Raw genomic sequence first — 18,024 nt, 5'->3', positions numbered from 1 at the left:
AAATTAAGCCGTTTCGGCCCCGGAATCAGCCGCATAGCCTGTTCCAGATCGGTACGTAGCTCACTGGCATTACGCGCTTTGCCCGGATAATTACCAGTAGCTTGAATCCCACCGGTCAGCGAACCTTCCGGGTTTTCAAAACCGGAAACATCATCGCCCTGCCAGCAGTGCATTGAAACGGGTAAACGATCAAGTTGGCGCAGCGCCTCCTCGACATCAATCCCCACCGCCGCGAAACGCTGTTTCGCCAGCTCCCAGGCCTGTTCCAGTTGAGTGGTCATGCGCAAAGCTCCTTTGTCTGTCGTGTAGAGTGAATCTGCGCCACATAGTGGGCAATTTCACTGTCAGGATTAGGGGTAAAGGTGGTCAGATTCGCGGTGGTGCTGACGACCTGACGGAAATCATCCACATTGTTGAGTTCATCCAGCGTCATTAACTGGATGCCGATATTGCCGAGCGTTGAGGCTTCAACAGGCCCGGCGATCACCCGAATACCGCAGGCATCGGCGCATAGCTGGTTGAGCAGCGTGTTCTGGCAGCCGCCGCCGACAATATGCAGTTGCGAGAAATCTTCACCGCGCAGCTGCGCCAGCTCATGCAACACATCGGCATACAGCAGCGCCAGACTGTCGAAAATACAGCGCGCCAGTTCAGCATCACTTTCCGGGATCGGTTGCGCCGTTTCCCGACACGCAGCCTGAATTTCGCTGCACATCGCTTCAGGATTAATAAAGCGATCGTCATTGGGATTGATGATGAAGCGACAGGCCGGAAGTGCCTGTGTCGCGGCGATAAGCGCCGGGAGATCGTTGATTTGCCGTTCCTGAAGCACTCGCTGAAGCAGCCATAAGCCCATAATATTTTTCAGCACCCGATAGCGACCTTCCGCCCCGCCTTCATTGGTGATGTTGGCTGCCAGCGCCGTGTCATTGGTAAATGGCGTCTGGCTTTCGAAGCCCATCAATGACCAGGTGCCAGAAGAGAGATAAGCGGCGCGTGAACCGTTTAACGGCGAGGCGATAACCGCGCTGGCGGTATCATGGCTGGCAACGGCGACCACCGGAATCTCATTACCCTGCGGGCAAATCCAGTGCCCAATGACATTACCCGGATGCGTCGGGCGACCAAACCAGGCTTTGTTGGCCCCGCTCCACGCCAGTAGCGACTCGTCCCAGTCGTCGCTATTGATATTGACCAGTTGTGTGGTGGTGGCATTGGTGTACTCCCAGTTCATCTTGCCGGTCAGGCGATAGCTGAAGTAATCCGGCATCAGCAGAGCGTGAGCAATGTGTGGAATAAGTTCAGGTTGTTGCTCCGTCAGCGCACGCAGTTGATAAAGCGTATTGAAGGGCAGAAACTGGATGCCGCTACGTTGATAAATATCGCGTTTGCCGAGTTGTTGCTGTGCCTGCGCCATTAGGCCATTGGAGCGGCTATCGCGATAAGCAACGGGCAGGCCCACACGCTGACCCTGTTGGTCGAGCAGCACAAAGTCCACGCCCCAGGTATCAATCCCAATGCTATCGATACGAATCCCTTCCTCGCACACCTTGTTTAATCCAAGGCGAATGGCACTTTCCAGGCTATCCACATTCCAGGTGACATAACCGTTCTGGCTATGCAGCCCATTTTTAAAACGATGGATTTCGCGCAGCGTCAGGCTGCGGCATTCACGCTCGTAACGCGCCAGCATCACGCGCCCACTGGATGCGCCGAGATCGACGGCGACACAATTGCGAAAGGTCATAATGTGATCCTGCTGAATTTCATTACGACCAGTCTAAAAAGCGCCTGAATTCGCGACCTTCTCGCTACTGACAGGAAAATGGGCCATTGGCAACCAGGGAAAGATGAACGTGATGATGTTCACAAATTGCTGAATTGTGGTGGTGTGATGCTCACCGCATTTCCTGAAAATTCATGCTGTATCTTGAAAAATCGACGTTTTTTACGTGGTTTCCCGTCGAAAATTTAAGGTAAGAACCTGACCTCGTGATTACTATTTCGCCGTGTTGACGACATCAGGAGGCCAGTATGACCGTATTACATAGTGTGGATTTTTTTCCGTCTGGTAACGCGTCCGTGGCGATAGAACCCCGGCTCCCGCAGGCGGATTTTCCTGAACATCATCATGATTTTCATGAAATTGTGATTGTCGAACATGGCACGGGTATTCATGTGTTTAATGGGCAGCCCTATACCATCACCGGTGGCACGGTCTGTTTTGTGCGCGACCATGATCGGCATCTGTATGAACATACCGATAATCTGTGTCTGACTAATGTGCTGTATCGCTCGCCGGATCGATTTCAGTTTCTCGCCGGGCTGAATCAGTTGCTGCCACAAGAGCTGGATGGGCAGTATCCTTCCCACTGGCGCGTTAACCACAGCGTATTGCAGCAGGTGCGACAGCTGGTTGCACAGATGGAACAGCAGGAAGGGGAAAATGATTTACCCTCGACCGCCAGTCGCGAGATCTTGTTTATGCAATTACTGCTCTTGCTGCGTAAAAGCAGTTTGCAGGAGAACCTGGAAAACAGCGCATCACGTCTCAACTTGCTTCTGGCCTGGCTGGAGGACCATTTTGCCGATGAGGTGAATTGGGATGCCGTGGCGGAGCAATTTTCTCTTTCGCTGCGTACGCTACATCGGCAGCTTAAGCAGCAAACGGGACTGACGCCTCAGCGTTACCTGAACCGCCTGCGACTGATGAAAGCCCGACATCTACTACGCCACAGCGAGGCCAGCGTTACTGATATCGCCTATCGCTGTGGATTCAGCGACAGTAACCACTTTTCGACGCTTTTTCGCCGAGAGTTTAACTGGTCACCGCGTGATATTCGTCAGGGACGGGATGGTTTTCTGCAATAACGCGAATCTTCTCAACGTATTTGTACGCCATATTGCGAATAATCAACTTCGTTCTCTGGCCGAGGTAGCCACGGTGGCGCATCAGTTAAAACTTCTCAAAGATGATTTTTTTGCCAGCGACCAGCAGGCAGTCGCTGTGGCTGACCGTTATCCGCAAGATGTTTTTGCCGAACATACACATGATTTTTGTGAGCTGGTGATTGTCTGGCGCGGTAATGGTCTGCATGTACTCAACGATCGCCCTTATCGCATTACCCGTGGCGATCTCTTTTACATTCATGCTGACGATAAACACTCCTACGCTTCCGTTAACGATCTGGTTTTGCAGAATATTATTTATTGCCCGGAGCGGCTGAAGCTGAATCTTGACTGGCAGGGAGCGATTCCGGGATTTAGCGCCAGCGCAGGGCAACCACACTGGCGCTTAGGTAGCGTGGGGATGGCGCAGGCGCGGCAGGTTATCGGTCAGCTTGAGCATGAAAGTAGTCAGCATGTGTCGTTTGCTAACGAAATGGCTGAGTTGCTGTTCGGGCAGTTGGTGATGTTGCTGAATCGCCATCGTTACACCAGTGATTCGTTGCCGCCAACATCCAGCGAAACGTTGCTGGATAAGCTGATTACCCGGCTGGCGGCTAGCCTGAAAAGTCCCTTTGCGCTGGATAAATTTTGTGATGAGGCATCGTGCAGTGAGCGCGTTTTGCGTCAGCAATTTCGCCAGCAGACTGGAATGACCATCAATCAATATCTGCGGCAGGTCAGAGTGTGTCATGCGCAATATCTTCTCCAGCATAGCCGCCTGTTAATCAGTGATATTTCGACCGAATGTGGCTTTGAAGATAGTAACTATTTTTCGGTGGTGTTTACCCGGGAAACCGGGATGACGCCCAGCCAGTGGCGTCATCTCAATTCGCAGAAAGATTAATTCGCCATGCCGATGCCGACGATGTTGGCGGCGACAATAATCACCACACAACCGAGGCTCAACACCGTTACCGGACGGCGACCTGCATTGTTCCACTCTTTCAGCACCAGCCCGACGATACCGCCGCACAATACATAGAAACTCATATGCAGCATCCAACTGATGTAGTCATACTGCGCCGGAATGCGGGCGTGGCCCCAGGCATAGAAAAAGAATTGCAGATACCACATCAACCCGCCCAGTGCTGAGAGTAACACATTGTGAATGATCAGCGGTTTTGCCAGCGAGAAGTCGGCTTTTAGCGACAAATCCTTCACTTTTGCCAGACGAATGAAGCAGAAACCGAGGTTGATGATCGCGCCGCCGCCCATGATGATGACATAGCTTGGCAGAGCGACATACAGTGGATCGACGCCCAGTGCGGCAGCGGCTTCATGCATCGGTTTTGCGGCGTTCATCGCAAAAGACATACCGGCAGAGAAAATGCCGCACATCACCGCCAGCACCAGCCCTTTTTTCAGGTTGAACTCTTCGGCTTTAATGCCCATTTTGCGCTCTTTCAACTGCCCGGCTCGAGTTACAATCCCTACGCCAATCAGCGCCACCAGAACGCCGAGCAACGTCATGCGTCCGCCTTCGGTGTTAATCAGCACATCGAAATTGCCGTTGATAATTGGCGTCATCAGTGTACCGACAATCAACGTAATGCCAATGGCGATGCCAATTCCCATCGACATGCCGAGATAACGCATGGTCAGGCCGTAGTTGATATTACCGATCCCCCACATAGCGCCGAACAGAAAAACAGGCAGCAGCGTAGAGAGACTAAACGAGCTGTAATACGCCCAGAAATCCGGTAGTAACAGGGCGCTGATGGCCCACGGCAGAATAATCCACGAAACAATCCCACCGACTGACCACATGGTTTCCCATGACCATTTTTTTACTTTTTTGAACGGAGCGTAAAAACAGGCTGCACTGGCCGCGCCGATCAAATGCCAAAATATCCCCATCGTAATCGCGTTACTCATCTTCTTATCCTCATCATTTTTCGTCGCTTCACATCTCCGACGAGATGAGTGTAAAAATCGTGCTGTCGATTAACCTTTCGCCTGTTGCCGCCGTTGTCGATTTACTGGCAATCACGGCATTAAGTGGGTGATTTGCTTCACATCTCGGGCATTTTCCTGCAAAACCATACCCTTACGAAAAGTACGGCATTGATAATCATTTTCAATATCATTTAATTAACTATAATGAACCAACTGCTTACGCGGCATTAACAATCGGCCGCCCGACAATACTGGAGATGAATATGAGCTATACCCTGCCATCCCTGCCGTATGCTTACGATGCCCTGGAACCGCACTTCGATAAGCAGACCATGGAAATCCACCACACCAAACACCATCAGACCTACGTAAACAACGCCAACGCGGCGCTGGAAAGCCTGCCAGAATTTGCCAACCTGCCGGTTGAAGAGCTGATCACCAAACTGGACCAGCTGCCAGCAGACAAGAAAACCGTACTGCGCAACAACGCTGGCGGTCACGCTAACCACAGCCTGTTCTGGAAAGGTCTGAAAAAAGGCACCACCCTGCAGGGTGACCTGAAAGCGGCTATCGAACGTGACTTCGGCTCCGTTGATAACTTCAAAGCAGAATTTGAAAAAGCGGCAGCTTCCCGCTTTGGTTCCGGCTGGGCATGGCTGGTGCTGAAAGGCGATAAACTGGCGGTGGTTTCTACTGCTAACCAGGATTCTCCGCTGATGGGTGAAGCTATTTCTGGCGCTTCCGGCTTCCCGATTCTGGGCCTGGATGTGTGGGAACATGCTTACTACCTGAAATTCCAGAACCGCCGCCCGGACTACATCAAAGAGTTCTGGAACGTGGTGAACTGGGACGAAGCTGCGGCGCGTTTCGCGGCGAAAAAATAATCATTTGCCGCCAGCTGCAATGAGGCGTTTACGCCGCATATCAGCTTAAAAAATGAACCATCGCCAACGGCGGTGGTTTTTTTGTGATCAATTTCAAAATAAAAACAATGATCCGATAAAAATAAAACAGTGTTTCAATTGATGTGGTTTTGATCACTTTTATTGATTAAATGAATGTCTATCTTCGTTTCCATCAACACTGATGCTCCATTGAGAAATGACGCATCAGCCCTTAAAAATATGCCGACAGGTGATGGAAATGCAGATAAAACGCTCGATTGAGAAAATCCCGGGGGGGATGATGCTCGTCCCGCTATTCCTTGGCGCACTGTGCCACACCTTCTCGCCGGGGGCGGGGAAATATTTTGGATCATTCACCAACGGGATGATTACCGGTACGGTGCCCATTCTGGCGGTGTGGTTTTTTTGCATGGGGGCGTCAATAAAATTAAGCGCGACGGGAACGGTATTGCGTAAATCCGGTACGCTGGTGGTAACAAAAATTGCCGTCGCGTGGGTGGTTGCGGCAATTGCCTCGCGCATTATTCCGGAACATGGTGTTGAAGTTGGATTCTTTGCCGGACTTTCAACGCTGGCGCTGGTGGCGGCGATGGATATGACCAATGGCGGACTTTACGCTTCCATCATGCAGCAGTACGGCACAAAAGAAGAAGCTGGGGCATTTGTGTTGATGTCGTTGGAGTCCGGGCCGCTCATGACGATGATTATTCTGGGCACTGCAGGGATTGCCTCGTTTGAACCGCATGTTTTCGTCGGCGCAGTATTACCGTTCCTGGTGGGCTTTGCCCTGGGGAACCTTGACCCTGAATTACGAGAATTTTTCAGCAAAGCGGTGCAGACGCTGATTCCATTCTTTGCCTTCGCACTGGGCAATACCATTGATTTGACTGTAATTGCCCAGACTGGTTTGCTGGGGATCCTGTTGGGTGTGGCAGTAATTATCGTGACCGGTATTCCGTTGATTATCGCCGATAAATTGATTGGCGGTGGCGATGGCACTGCCGGAATTGCCGCTTCCAGTTCCGCAGGGGCCGCGGTAGCGACACCTGTGCTGATTGCAGAAATGGTGCCTGCGTTTATTAAACCGATGGCTCCGGCAGCAACTTCGCTGGTAGCGACGGCGGTCATTGTGACTTCGATTCTGGTGCCAATTATTACCTCTATCTGGTCACGTAAAGTCAAAGCCAGAGCAGCGAAAATCGAAATTTTAGGTACGGTGAAATAAACCTGCTTCCTTAATCCCCACAGCCGGATGAACTAACGTTCGTCCGGTTTGCTATTGAGTTCCTGCCTGGATACTTACCGCGAAAACAGCACGCCTGACATAAAATAAATATGGTCTAATGGGGAAATTTCTCGTGGAGAGGGAACAGATGCGATATCCGGTTGATGTATACACAGGCAAGATTCAGGCTTATCCCGAAGGCAAACCCAGCGCAATTGCCAAAATCCAGGTTGATGGTGAGTTGATGCTGACGGAGCTGGGGCTGGAAGGTGACGAGCAGGCGGAGAAAAAGGTTCACGGCGGGCCAGACAGAGCGCTGTGTCATTATCCTCGTGAGCACTATCTCTACTGGGTGCGGGAATTTCCGGAACAGGCGGAGTTGTTTGTTGCGCCTGCGTTTGGCGAAAATCTCTCAACCGACGGTCTCACGGAAAGTAATGTTCATATGGGCGATATTTTCCGCTGGGGAGAGGCATTAATTCAGGTCAGCCAGCCGCGCTCGCCTTGCTATAAACTCAATTACCATTTTGATATCAGCGATATAGCGCAGTTGATGCAAAACACAGGTAAGGTGGGGTGGTTGTATAGCGTGATAGCGCCAGGGAAAGTGTCTGCGGACGCGCCGCTGGAGTTGGTTTCCCGTGTCAGCGATGTGACCGTGCAGGAGGCTGCCGCCATCGCATGGCATATGCCGTTTGATGACGATCAGTATCACCGTTTACTCTCCGCCGCCGGGTTATCGAAAAGCTGGACGCGGACGATGCAAAAGCGCCGACTGAGCGGCAAGATCGAAGATTTTTCCCGCCGGTTGTGGGGAAAATAACCCCCGGAGTGTAGGCCTGATAAGACGCTATCAGCGTCGCATCAGGCATCCTGCTCAAATGCCGGATGCGGCGTAAACGCCTTATCCTGCCTACAAATGCGGAGTTTAACTCCGCTTATACAGCGGCAACCAAATCACCAGCCGTAAACCGCCCAGCGGGCTGTCTTCTGCCTTCACCCAGCCACGATGCTGCTGAATGGCGGTTTCAACAATCGCCAGCCCCAATCCTGTACCGCCAGATTCACGATCGCGTGCTTCATCGGTCCGATAGAACGGACGGAAAATCTGTTCGCGATCTTCCGGGCTAACGCCAGGACCATCGTCGTCCACCGTAATGGTGATACCGTCTTTATCTACCGCAAAGCCCACTTCAATCTTCGTATGGGAATAACGCAGAGCATTACGAACAATGTTTTCCAGCGCACTTTCCAGGGCGTTCGGATTGCCGTACAGCGGCCACGGCCCAGGCGGGAAGTTAACCGTCAACGACTTGCCCATCTGCTCGGCTTCGAACGCCGCGTTATCCAGCACTTCACTCCACAACTGGTTGGCTTTGATGGTTTCGCTAACCAGCGCGTTTTTTTGCTGATTACGGGACATCACCAACAGATCGTTGATCATGCTGTCCAGACGTTGCGCTTCGGTTTCAATACGCTCCAGTTCCTTGCTTTCACCACTACGACGGCGCAGTAACGCCGTACCCAGTTGCAGACGCGTCAGCGGGGTGCGCAGCTCGTGAGAGATATCAGAAAGCAGACGCTGCTGAGAGGTCATCATGCGCTCCAGCGCGGTGACCATCTGGTTAAAACTGGCACCAGCGGCAAGGAATTCCTGTGGCCCCGCTTCAAGTTCCGGGTGCTGGCGTAAGTTTCCCTGGGCAACTTCATCGGCAGCGTTTTTCAGCTTACGCGCCGGTTTTGCCAGACTCCAGGCCAACCACAACAGCAGCGGCGTACTGACCAACATGGTGACAATCAGCAGTAATAGCGGGCGGTCAAACAGTAAGTTAATGAAATCGGATTGAGAACTGCTGGCCGGACGAATCAGATAAAGTTGGTAATTATCTTCGCCATCACGCACGGAGAACGGACCGACCAGTTCCACGCGGCCATACTTTTTCTTCTGCGGATGATCGGCGTTATCGGCCTGACCAATAAAGTTACGAATGATCTGCATTTCGCTGCGTTCAGCGCCGATCACGCGGCCTTCGGTGGTCACCAATAACAAACGCTGTCCTGGCGGTGCCCACTTATCAATCGCCCGGAACAGACGTCGCCACCACATTAAATCGTTGGGCGGATCATTCGCCAGTTCCGCTTCAACATGCTGCTCAATCATCAGCCCCTGACGCTGTTCGCTATCCAGAAGCTCGGTCATCTGGCGTGAATCGAGCTTGGGTAACATCAAAACCAACATCAACACCAGCGCCAGCGTCAGCCAGAAGATGGCGAAGATGCGCGCGGTTAAGCTGCCTATCATGAAGCAGAAACCATCAGATAGCCGCGACCACGCAAGGTTTTAAACCACGGGTGACCATCTTTACGATCCGGCAGTTTACGACGCAGGTTGGAAATGTGCATATCGATAGCGCGGTCGAAAGGCGTCAGGCGTTTGCCCAGCACTTCCTGGCTTAAATGTTCACGGGAAACCACCTGACCCAGATGCTGTGCCAGCAAATAGAGCAGGGTAAACTCAGTGCCGGTTAACTCCAGCGTTTGCCCGTCGAAGCTGGCTTCCTGACGGCCTGGATTCAGCACTAAGGCATCAACTTCCAGTGTCGGTGAACCGTTGTCGTTGTTTTGCTGTTGCTCGCTCCAGTGCGAACGGCGCAGGATCGCGCGAATACGTGCCACCAGCTCACGATCATTAAATGGTTTCGGGAGATAGTCATCTGCGCCCAGCTCAAGGCCGAGAACGCGATCAAGTTCACTGCCGCGCGCCGTCAACATAATGACAGGCGTCTGGTGTGTCTGGCGAAGTGCTTTTAATGTGTCGATACCATTTTTCTTCGGCATCATTACGTCAAGCAAAAGTAAATCAATGCTGTCGTCCAGAAGATCAAGCGCCTGTTCCCCATCGTGGGCAACAATCACGTTGAAGCCTTCCATCTCGAGCAGCTCCTTTAATAGGGAAGTCAGCTCTCGGTCATCATCAACTAACAGGATTTTATTCATTGTTTAAATACCTCCGAGGCAGAAATTACGTCATCAGACGTCGCTAATCCATGACTTTACGTTGTTTTACACCCCCTGACGCATGTTTGCAGCCTGAATCGTAAACTCTCTATCGTTGAATCGCGACAGAAAGATTTTGGGAGCAAATGATGCGCATAGTTACCGCTGCCGTCATGGCCTCAACGCTGGCAGTCAGTTCATTAAGCCACGCTGCTGAAGTCGGTTCAGGCGATAACTGGCATCCGGGTGAAGAACTTACGCAGCGCAGTACGCAGAGCCATATGTTCGACGGCATAAGTTTAACCGAACATCAGCGTCAGCAGATGCGAGATCTTATGCAACAGGCCCGGCACGAACAGCCTCCTGTTAATGTTAGCGAACTGGAGACAATGCATCGCCTTGTCACCGCAGAAAATTTTGATGAAAACGCTGTGCGCGCACAGGCAGAAAAAATGGCGAATGAGCAAATTGCTCGTCAGGTTGAGATGGCAAAAGTCCGCAACCAAATGTATCGCCTGTTAACGCCGGAGCAGCAAGCGGTTTTAAACGAGAAACATCAACAACGAATGGAGCAGTTGCGTGACGTGACGCAATGGCAAAAAAGTTCATCGTTGAAGCTATTGAGTAGTAGCAACTCACGTTCCCAGTAGTAAACCCTGTTTTCCTTGCCATAGACACCATCCCTGTCTTCCCCCACATGATGTGGGGGTTTTTTTTATCCTCAATTTGCCTGCTGCTTAATGCATTGCAGATGATTTGCTTCCGTTATACTAGCGTCAGTTGATAGCGGGAGTATTTATGAATCAATCTTATGGACGGCTGGTCAGTCGGGCGGCGATTGCTGCGACGGCGATGGCTTCGTTGCTATTGCTGATTAAAATTTTTGCATGGTGGTATACCGGGTCGGTGAGTATTCTCGCCGCGCTGGTGGATTCGCTGGTGGATATCGGCGCGTCGTTGACGAATTTACTGGTGGTGCGATATTCCCTGCAACCTGCCGACGATAATCACTCGTTTGGTCACGGTAAAGCAGAGTCCCTCGCGGCGCTGGCGCAAAGTATGTTTATCTCCGGTTCGGCACTATTCCTGTTTTTGACGGGTATTCAACATCTGATATCTCCAACACCGATGACAGATCCAGGCGTCGGGGTTATCGTGACAATTGTGGCGCTAATTTGTACGATTATCCTTGTCTCGTTTCAGCGTTGGGTGGTGCGCCGGACGCAAAGCCAGGCGGTGCGGGCTGATATGCTACATTACCAGTCTGATGTTATGATGAACGGCGCAATTCTGCTGGCGCTGGGGTTGTCCTGGTACGGCTGGCATCGCGCCGATGCTCTGTTTGCATTGGGAATCGGCATCTATATTTTATATAGCGCGTTACGCATGGGATATGAGGCGGTACAGTCATTACTGGATCGCGCATTGCCTGATGAGGAACGGCAAGAAATTATTGATATCGTGACTTCCTGGCCGGGTGTTAGCGGCGCTCACGATCTTCGCACGCGGCAGTCAGGGCCGACCCGCTTTATTCAGATTCATTTGGAAATGGAAGACTCTCTGCCTTTGGTTCAGGCACATATGGTGGCGGATCAGGTAGAGCAGGCTATTTTACGGCGTTTTCCGGGATCGGATGTAATTATCCATCAGGACCCCTGTTCCGTCGTACCCAGGGAGGGTAAACGGTCTATGCTTTCATAATCAGTATAAAAGAGAGCCAGACCCGCATTTTGTGTATAAAATACCGCCATTTGGCCTGACCTGAATCAATTCAGCAGGAAGTGATTGTTATACTATTTGCACATTCGTTGGATCACTTCGATGTGCAAGAAGACTTCCGGCAACAGATTTTATTTTGCATTCCAAAGTTCAGAGGTAGTCATGATTAAGAAAATCGGTGTGTTGACAAGCGGCGGTGATGCGCCAGGCATGAACGCCGCAATTCGCGGGGTTGTTCGTTCTGCGCTGACAGAAGGTCTGGAAGTAATGGGCATTTATGACGGCTATCTGGGTCTGTATGAAGACCGTATGGTACAGCTAGACCGTTACAGCGTTTCTGACATGATCAACCGTGGTGGTACGTTCCTCGGTTCTGCGCGTTTCCCGGAATTCCGCGACGAGAACATCCGCGCCGTGGCTATCGAAAACCTGAAAAAACGTGGTATCGACGCGCTGGTGGTTATCGGCGGTGACGGTTCCTACATGGGTGCAATGCGTCTGACCGAAATGGGCTTCCCGTGCATCGGTCTGCCTGGCACTATCGACAACGACATCAAAGGCACTGACTACACTATCGGTTTCTTCACTGCGCTGAGCACCGTTGTAGAAGCGATCGACCGTCTGCGTGACACCTCTTCTTCTCACCAGCGTATTTCCGTGGTGGAAGTGATGGGCCGTTATTGTGGCGATCTGACGTTGGCTGCGGCCATTGCCGGTGGCTGTGAATTCGTTGTGGTTCCGGAAGTTGAATTCAGCCGTGAAGATCTGGTAAACGAAATCAAAGCGGGTATCGCGAAAGGTAAAAAACACGCGATCGTGGCGATTACCGAACATATGTGTGATGTTGACGAACTGGCGCATTTCATCGAGAAAGAAACCGGTCGTGAAACCCGCGCAACTGTGCTGGGCCACATCCAGCGCGGTGGTTCTCCGGTGCCTTACGACCGTATTCTGGCTTCCCGTATGGGCGCTTACGCTATCGATCTGCTGCTGGCAGGTTACGGCGGTCGTTGCGTAGGTATCCAGAACGAACAGCTGGTTCACCACGACATCATCGACGCTATCGAAAACATGAAGCGTCCGTTCAAAGGCGACTGGCTGGACTGCGCGAAAAAACTGTATTAATGATTTCGGAAAAAGGCAGATTCCTTTAGCCTGAAACCGATGACAGAAGCAAAAATGCCTGATGCGCTTCGCTTATCAGGCCTACGTGAATTCTGCAATTTATTGAATTTACAAATTTTTGTAGGCCGGATAAGGCGTTCGCGCCGCATCCGGCATCGATAAAGCGCACTTTGTCAGCAATATGAGGCGGATTTCTTCCGCCTTTTTAACCCCCAACATATACCCGCAAGTTATAGCCAATCTTTTTTTATTCTTTAATGTTTGGTTAACCTTCTGGCACGCTTTGCTCATCACAACACAACATAAGAGAGTCGGGCGATGAACAAGTGGGGCGTAGGGTTAACATTTTTGCTGGCGGCAACCAGCGTTATGGCAAAGGATATTCAGCTTCTTAACGTTTCATATGATCCAACGCGCGAATTGTACGAACAGTACAACAAGGCATTCAGCGCCCACTGGAAACAGCAAACTGGTGATAACGTGGTGATTCGTCAGTCACACGGTGGTTCAGGTAAACAAGCGACGTCGGTAATCAACGGTATTGAAGCTGATGTTGTCACGCTGGCTCTGGCCTATGACGTGGACGCGATTGCGGAACGCGGGCGGATTGATAAAGAGTGGATCAAACGTCTGCCGGATAACTCCGCACCGTACACTTCCACCATTGTTTTCCTGGTGCGTAAGGGCAATCCGAAGCAGATCCATGACTGGAACGATCTGATTAAACCGGGTGTTTCGGTGATCACGCCTAATCCGAAAAGCTCTGGTGGCGCACGCTGGAACTACCTGGCTGCCTGGGGCTACGCGCTGCATCACAACAACAACGATCAGGCAAAAGCACAGGATTTTGTTCGGGCACTGTATAAAAACGTCGAAGTTCTGGATTCTGGCGCGCGCGGCTCCACTAACACCTTTGTCGAGCGCGGGATTGGCGATGTACTGATCGCCTGGGAAAACGAAGCTCTGCTGGCAGCGAATGAACTGGGGAAAGATAAATTCGAAATCGTCACGCCGAGTGAGTCTATCCTCGCAGAGCCAACCGTGTCGGTGGTCGATAAAGTGGTCGAGAAAAAAGGCACCAAAGAGGTGGCGGAAGCCTACCTGAAATATCTCTACTCGCCAGAAGGTCAGGAAATTGCCGCGAAAAACTACTACCGTCCGCGCGACGCTGAGGTGGCGAAAAAGTACGAAAATGCGTTTCCAAAGCTGAAGTTATTCACCATTGATGAAGAGTTCGGCGGCTGGACGAAAGCGCAAAAAGAGCATTTTGCTAACGGCGGTACGTTCGATCAGATCAGCAAACGCTGATTTCCCCAGGATAATTATCAAACCCGGTGGTTTCTCGTGACCGGGTTTTTTATTTGTCACGATTTTGCGTTACCCTTGCATCTCTTTGAGGTACAGGGAAAAAAAGATGAAAAAAGCGGGTCTTCTTTTTTTGGTGATGATAGTTATCGCCGTTGTGGCTGCCGGTATTGGTTACTGGAAATTAACCGGTGAAGAGTCGGATACATTACGTAAGATTGTCCTTGAGGAATGTTTGCCCAATCAGCAGCAAAATCAAAATCCTTCGCCATGTGCGGAAGTCAAACCCAATGCCGGATACGTGGTTTTAAAAGATCTTAATGGTCCACTGCAATATCTGTTGATGCCAACGTATCGTATTAACGGTACTGAAAGTCCTTTGTTGACCGATCCTTCAACGCCGAACTTCTTTTGGTTGGCCTGGCAGGCGCGTGATTTTATGAGCAAAAAATACGGCCAGCCGGTTCCCGATCGCGCGGTTTCTTTGGCGATCAACTCCCGCACCGGGCGTACGCAAAACCATTTTCATATTCATATCTCTTGTATTCGTCCTGATGTGCGCGAACAACTGGATAACAATCTGGCGAACATCAGCAGCCGCTGGTTGCCACTGCCAGGTGGTTTGCGCGGGCATGAATACCTGGCGCGTCGGGTAACGGAAAGCGAACTGGTACAACGCAGCCCATTTATGATGCTGGCAGAAGAAGTACCTGAGGCGCGGGAACATATGGGAAGCTACGGGCTGGCGATGGTACGGCAGAGTGATAACTCATTTGTATTGCTGGCGACACAACGAAATCTACTGACGCTTAACCGTGCTTCAGCCGAGGAAATTCAGGATCATCAGTGTGAGATTTTGCGTTAAGGCGAAGAGTTAAGGAAAGTAAGTGCCGGATATGAAATCCGGCACCTGTCAGACTTAAGCCTGTTTAGCCGCTTCTGCAGCTTTAACGATTACTGCGAAAGCGTCAGCTTTCAGAGAAGCACCGCCAACCAGCGCGCCGTCGATATCTGGCTGAGCAAACAGTTCTGCAGCGTTAGACGCGTTTACAGAGCCGCCGTACTGAATGATCACTTGTTCAGCGATGTTAGCGTCAACTTTAGCGATGTGGTCACGGATGAATTTGTGAACAGCCTGTGCCTGAGCCGGAGTTGCAGATTTGCCAGTACCGATTGCCCATACAGGTTCGTAAGCGATAACCGCACCTTCGAATGCCGCAGCACCCTGAGTTTTCAGTACCGCGTCGATCTGACGTGCGCAAACTTCTTCAGTTTTGCCCGCTTCGTTTTCAGCTTCGGTTTCACCGATGCACAGAACCGGAGTCAGGCCCTGCTCTTTCAGCACCGCGAATTTTTTCGCGATCAGTTCGTCAGACTCTTTGTGGTAAGTACGACGTTCAGAGTGGCCGATGATGATGTACTGAGCGCCGATGTCTTTCAGCATAGCGGCAGAAGTTTCACCGGTGAATGCGCCGGACAGGTTCAGGTCCACGTTTTGCGCACCCAGCATGATGTGGCTGCCTTCAGCTTCGCGCTTCGCCATATCGATGTACATTTCCGGTGGTGCGATTGCAACCGCACAGCCAGCAACACCTGCCAGCTCTTTACGCAGGTTAGAAACCAGCTCGTGAACCATGTGGCGGCTGCCGTTCAGTTTCCAGTTACCCATCACTAAAGGATGTCGCATTTTAATTCTCCACGCTTATAAGCGAATAAAGGAAGATGGCCGCCCCGCAGGGCAGCAGGTCTGTGAAACAGTATAGAGATTCATCGGCACAAAGGCTTTGCTTTTTGTCATTTATTCAAACCTTCAAGCGATTCAGATAGCGCCAGCTTAATCGGTTCAACAGCGAAGGTCAGCCCCTTTTCGCCGTTGTCCGCGACAACATAACGCAGTGCACCTTCTGTCTCGGTGTAATAACGTTTGTTTTTCCCCGCCGTTAGCAGCGACTGCAGTTTTTTCTGGCTTTGTGTTTTGGTCATTAATGGGGTGAGTGTGCGGATCACTGCTGCCATGTATTCCTGAGCTTTCGCTTTCGCTGCTTTTTGCTCTGGCCCCTGGATGGGTAGCCAGGTCATTTGAATGCTTTTGATTTTTAAGGTACCGCGCTCCAGCGCTGTAGAAGCATACAAGTTCTCGTTAATTTTACTTGCAGCACGAGTGAGATTGGCTTTGTCGGGACTGCTGTCGATGGCACGAAATTCGTTCAGTGGCAGGCTGGGATTCTGGCTGTTAAAGTCTTCTCGAAACTGGCTGATGGAGAGATCGAAAGTAGGGGCTCCAGCCAGCAGATAAGGCGCGGTCGTTGCCGTATCTGGTGTTTGTGCATGCGCCGTTGTTGTAACGGTTAATGCAGAACATAAGAGAAAAAACAGCGTACACCCTGGCTTCATTGACAGTACCTTTTGTTATGACTGGCTCCGATTAAAACGATATCTGTCGCCCTTGTCAAAAGGGTAGAATCCTGGAAAAGACAACCATCAAGGAACTTACATGACCATACAGCAATGGTTACTCTCATTTAAAGGGCGTATTGGACGCCGTGATTTCTGGATTTGGATAGGCCTGTGGTTCGCAGGCATGCTGGTGCTTTTCTCACTGGCGGGTAAAAATTTACTCGATATTCAGACCGCGGCGTTTTGCCTTGTGTGCTTGCTTTGGCCAACAGCGGCAGTAACCGTTAAGCGCTTGCATGATCGCGGGCGTTCCGGCGCATGGGCATTTCTGATGATTGTGGCGTGGATGCTGCTGGCGGGTAACTGGGCGATTTTACCGGGTGTCTGGCAATGGGCGGTGGGGCGTTTTGTCCCGACGTTGATTCTGGTGATGATGCTTATCGATCTTGGAGCGTTCATTGGCACACAAGGCGAAAATAAATATGGTAAAGATACCCAGGATGTGAAGTATAAAGCCGACAATAAATCAAGTAATTAACCTTTAATATATCTCTTACTGCTATTTTTTTCCGGGATTGTTATTTCCACGATGCAAATGACAATGCCCGGAAAATCCTTCTGAACTCTTCACCTTAAGCAATATCAAAAAAAATGGTAATCCATAAGATCATTACTTGTTTGTTCTTCCCTTAACGGCGCATTATTCTTAAGTCGTAATCGACAGAGAGGCGAATATACAGAGGTGCCCTATGAAAGATGTCGTAGATAAATGCAGTACTAAAGGATGTGCGATTGATATCGGTACGGTGATTGATAACGACAACTGTACCAGTAAGTTTTCGCGCTTTTTTGCCACCCGCGAAGAAGCAGAGTCTTTTATGACCAAACTGAAAGAGCTTGCCGCCGCTGCATCCTCTGCAGATGAAGGGGCCAGCGTGGCCTACAAGATTAAGGATCTGGAGGGGCAAGTTGAGCTTGATGCGGCCTTCACTTTCTCATGCCAGGCCGAGATGATTATTTTTGAGTTATCACTGCGTTCGTTAGCTTGATGGAGTTGCTTTAGAAGGAGTTAAACATGGCTTATAAACACATTGGCGTGGCAATTTCCGGGAATGAAGAAGATGCCTTACTGGTGAATAAAGCTCTGGAGCTCGCCAGACATAATGACGCTCACCTGACGTTAATTCATATTGATGATGGCTTAAGCGAGTTGTATCCGGGTATCTACTTCCCTGCAACAGAAGATATTCTTCAATTGTTGAAGAATAAGTCGGATAACAAGCTGTATAAACTGACGAAAAATATTCAATGGCCGAAGACAAAACTGCGTATTGAACGCGGAGAAATGCCGGAAACACTGCTGGAAATTATGCAAAAAGAGCAGTGCGACCTCCTTGTCTGTGGTCATCATCACTCATTTATCAACCGTTTGATGCCGGCATATCGCGGGATGATCAATAAGATGAGTGCGGATTTGCTCATCGTGCCGTTTATCGATAAGTAACC

General features: G+C 50.8%; 20 protein-coding genes. 13 read left to right on the top strand and 7 right to left on the bottom strand.

Translation table 11 applies throughout. From position 1 onward, the window contains the following. Positions 1-281 (bottom strand): L-rhamnose isomerase (locus QZF50_RS10885; RefSeq protein ID WP_290388872.1); only part of this gene is annotated, 281 nt, incomplete at its 3' end. After that, positions 278-1,747 (bottom strand): rhamnulokinase, encoded by a 1,470-nt coding sequence (rhaB, locus tag QZF50_RS10880; protein ID WP_000144052.1) that lies wholly within the window; start codon positions 1,745-1,747, stop codon positions 278-280. The genes QZF50_RS10885 and rhaB, both read right to left, overlap by 4 nt. 287 nt (positions 1,748-2,034) lie before the next feature. Between rhaB and rhaS the strand changes: the two genes are divergently transcribed. Continuing rightward, a complete protein-coding gene (gene rhaS, locus QZF50_RS10875; protein ID WP_000217139.1) occupies positions 2,035-2,871 on the top strand; it encodes an HTH-type transcriptional activator RhaS in 837 nt (278 codons plus the stop codon). A 73-nt stretch (positions 2,872-2,944) separates the two neighbouring features. Continuing rightward, positions 2,945-3,793 carry an HTH-type transcriptional activator RhaR gene (gene rhaR / locus QZF50_RS10870; RefSeq protein ID WP_001298410.1) on the top strand — a complete coding sequence of 283 codons (849 nt, stop codon included), beginning with the start codon at positions 2,945-2,947 and terminating at the stop codon, positions 3,791-3,793. On the opposite strand, the gene rhaT is transcribed toward rhaR, so the two are convergent. Continuing rightward, a complete protein-coding gene (rhaT, locus tag QZF50_RS10865) occupies positions 3,790-4,824 on the bottom strand; it encodes an L-rhamnose/proton symporter RhaT (protein ID WP_000063489.1) in 1,035 nt (344 codons plus the stop codon). The genes rhaR and rhaT overlap by 4 nt on opposite strands. Before the next feature lie 284 nt (positions 4,825-5,108). On the opposite strand from rhaT, the gene sodA reads away from it, so the two are divergent. The 3 genes from sodA to yiiM all read left to right on the top strand — a co-directional run bounded on the left by sodA (position 5,109) and on the right by yiiM (position 7,798). Then, positions 5,109-5,729, top strand: coding sequence for a superoxide dismutase [Mn] (gene sodA, locus QZF50_RS10860; RefSeq protein WP_001297064.1), 621 nt, complete (start codon positions 5,109-5,111; stop codon positions 5,727-5,729). A gap of 259 nt (positions 5,730-5,988) precedes the next feature. Further along, the gene (kdgT, locus tag QZF50_RS10855; RefSeq protein WP_242391581.1) at positions 5,989-6,975 is read left to right on the top strand and encodes a 2-keto-3-deoxygluconate transporter; all 987 of its coding nucleotides are present in this window, start codon (positions 5,989-5,991) and stop codon (positions 6,973-6,975) included. A gap of 148 nt (positions 6,976-7,123) precedes the next feature. Further along, the gene (gene yiiM / locus QZF50_RS10850) at positions 7,124-7,798 is read left to right on the top strand and encodes a 6-hydroxyaminopurine reductase (protein ID WP_001270270.1); all 675 of its coding nucleotides are present in this window, start codon (positions 7,124-7,126) and stop codon (positions 7,796-7,798) included. Between the two features lie 105 nt (positions 7,799-7,903). On the opposite strand, the gene cpxA is transcribed toward yiiM, so the two are convergent. Both cpxA and cpxR read right to left on the bottom strand, forming a co-directional pair. Then, positions 7,904-9,277: an envelope stress sensor histidine kinase CpxA gene (gene cpxA / locus QZF50_RS10845; protein WP_000580417.1), complete on the bottom strand. Its 1,374-nt coding sequence runs from the start codon at positions 9,275-9,277 to the stop codon at positions 7,904-7,906. Continuing rightward, a complete protein-coding gene (gene cpxR, locus QZF50_RS10840; RefSeq protein WP_001033722.1) occupies positions 9,274-9,972 on the bottom strand; it encodes an envelope stress response regulator transcription factor CpxR in 699 nt (232 codons plus the stop codon). The genes cpxA and cpxR overlap by 4 nt, the downstream gene beginning before the upstream one ends. 149 nt (positions 9,973-10,121) lie before the next feature. On the opposite strand from cpxR, the gene cpxP reads away from it, so the two are divergent. The 5 genes from cpxP to cdh all read left to right on the top strand — a co-directional run bounded on the left by cpxP (position 10,122) and on the right by cdh (position 14,986). Then, a complete protein-coding gene (cpxP, locus tag QZF50_RS10835) occupies positions 10,122-10,622 on the top strand; it encodes a cell-envelope stress modulator CpxP (protein ID WP_001223800.1) in 501 nt (166 codons plus the stop codon). Positions 10,623-10,770: 148 nt separating this feature from the next. Further along, positions 10,771-11,673, top strand: a complete 903-nt coding sequence (fieF, locus tag QZF50_RS10830) for a CDF family cation-efflux transporter FieF (protein ID WP_001076742.1) — start codon at positions 10,771-10,773, stop codon at positions 11,671-11,673. 180 nt (positions 11,674-11,853) lie between these two features. Further along, positions 11,854-12,816, top strand: a complete 963-nt coding sequence (pfkA, locus tag QZF50_RS10825) for a 6-phosphofructokinase (protein ID WP_000591795.1) — start codon at positions 11,854-11,856, stop codon at positions 12,814-12,816. Between the two features lie 318 nt (positions 12,817-13,134). Next, entirely contained in the window at positions 13,135-14,124 is a 990-nt protein-coding gene (sbp, locus tag QZF50_RS10820) for a sulfate/thiosulfate ABC transporter substrate-binding protein Sbp (protein ID WP_001045689.1), read from the top strand. Positions 14,125-14,230: 106 nt separating this feature from the next. Continuing rightward, positions 14,231-14,986: a CDP-diacylglycerol diphosphatase gene (cdh, locus tag QZF50_RS10815; protein WP_000708998.1), complete on the top strand. Its 756-nt coding sequence runs from the start codon at positions 14,231-14,233 to the stop codon at positions 14,984-14,986. 54 nt (positions 14,987-15,040) lie between these two features. On the opposite strand, the gene tpiA is transcribed toward cdh, so the two are convergent. Next, positions 15,041-15,808: a triose-phosphate isomerase gene (tpiA, locus tag QZF50_RS10810; protein ID WP_001216325.1), complete on the bottom strand. Its 768-nt coding sequence runs from the start codon at positions 15,806-15,808 to the stop codon at positions 15,041-15,043. A gap of 107 nt (positions 15,809-15,915) precedes the next feature. Next, positions 15,916-16,515 (bottom strand): YiiQ family protein, encoded by a 600-nt coding sequence (locus tag QZF50_RS10805; protein ID WP_000802226.1) that lies wholly within the window; start codon positions 16,513-16,515, stop codon positions 15,916-15,918. A gap of 100 nt (positions 16,516-16,615) precedes the next feature. Here QZF50_RS10805 and QZF50_RS10800 point away from each other — a divergent pair, with 100 nt between their 5' ends. The 3 genes from QZF50_RS10800 (at position 16,616) to uspD (ending at position 18,022) form a co-directional block, all read left to right on the top strand. Then, positions 16,616-17,056 (top strand): DUF805 domain-containing protein, encoded by a 441-nt coding sequence (locus QZF50_RS10800; RefSeq protein ID WP_061892618.1) that lies wholly within the window; start codon positions 16,616-16,618, stop codon positions 17,054-17,056. A 211-nt stretch (positions 17,057-17,267) separates the two neighbouring features. After that, positions 17,268-17,567, top strand: coding sequence for a DUF406 domain-containing protein (locus QZF50_RS10795; protein ID WP_000655986.1), 300 nt, complete (start codon positions 17,268-17,270; stop codon positions 17,565-17,567). Between the two features lie 26 nt (positions 17,568-17,593). Beyond that, a complete protein-coding gene (gene uspD, locus QZF50_RS10790; protein WP_000323556.1) occupies positions 17,594-18,022 on the top strand; it encodes a universal stress protein UspD in 429 nt (142 codons plus the stop codon). Positions 18,023-18,024: the final 2 nt, after the last annotated feature.

The organism is uncultured Escherichia sp. (genome assembly GCF_948475835.1).
Lineage (GTDB): Bacteria > Pseudomonadota > Gammaproteobacteria > Enterobacterales > Enterobacteriaceae > ECMA0423.
This window is presented reverse-complemented; position numbering and strand designations above follow the sequence as displayed.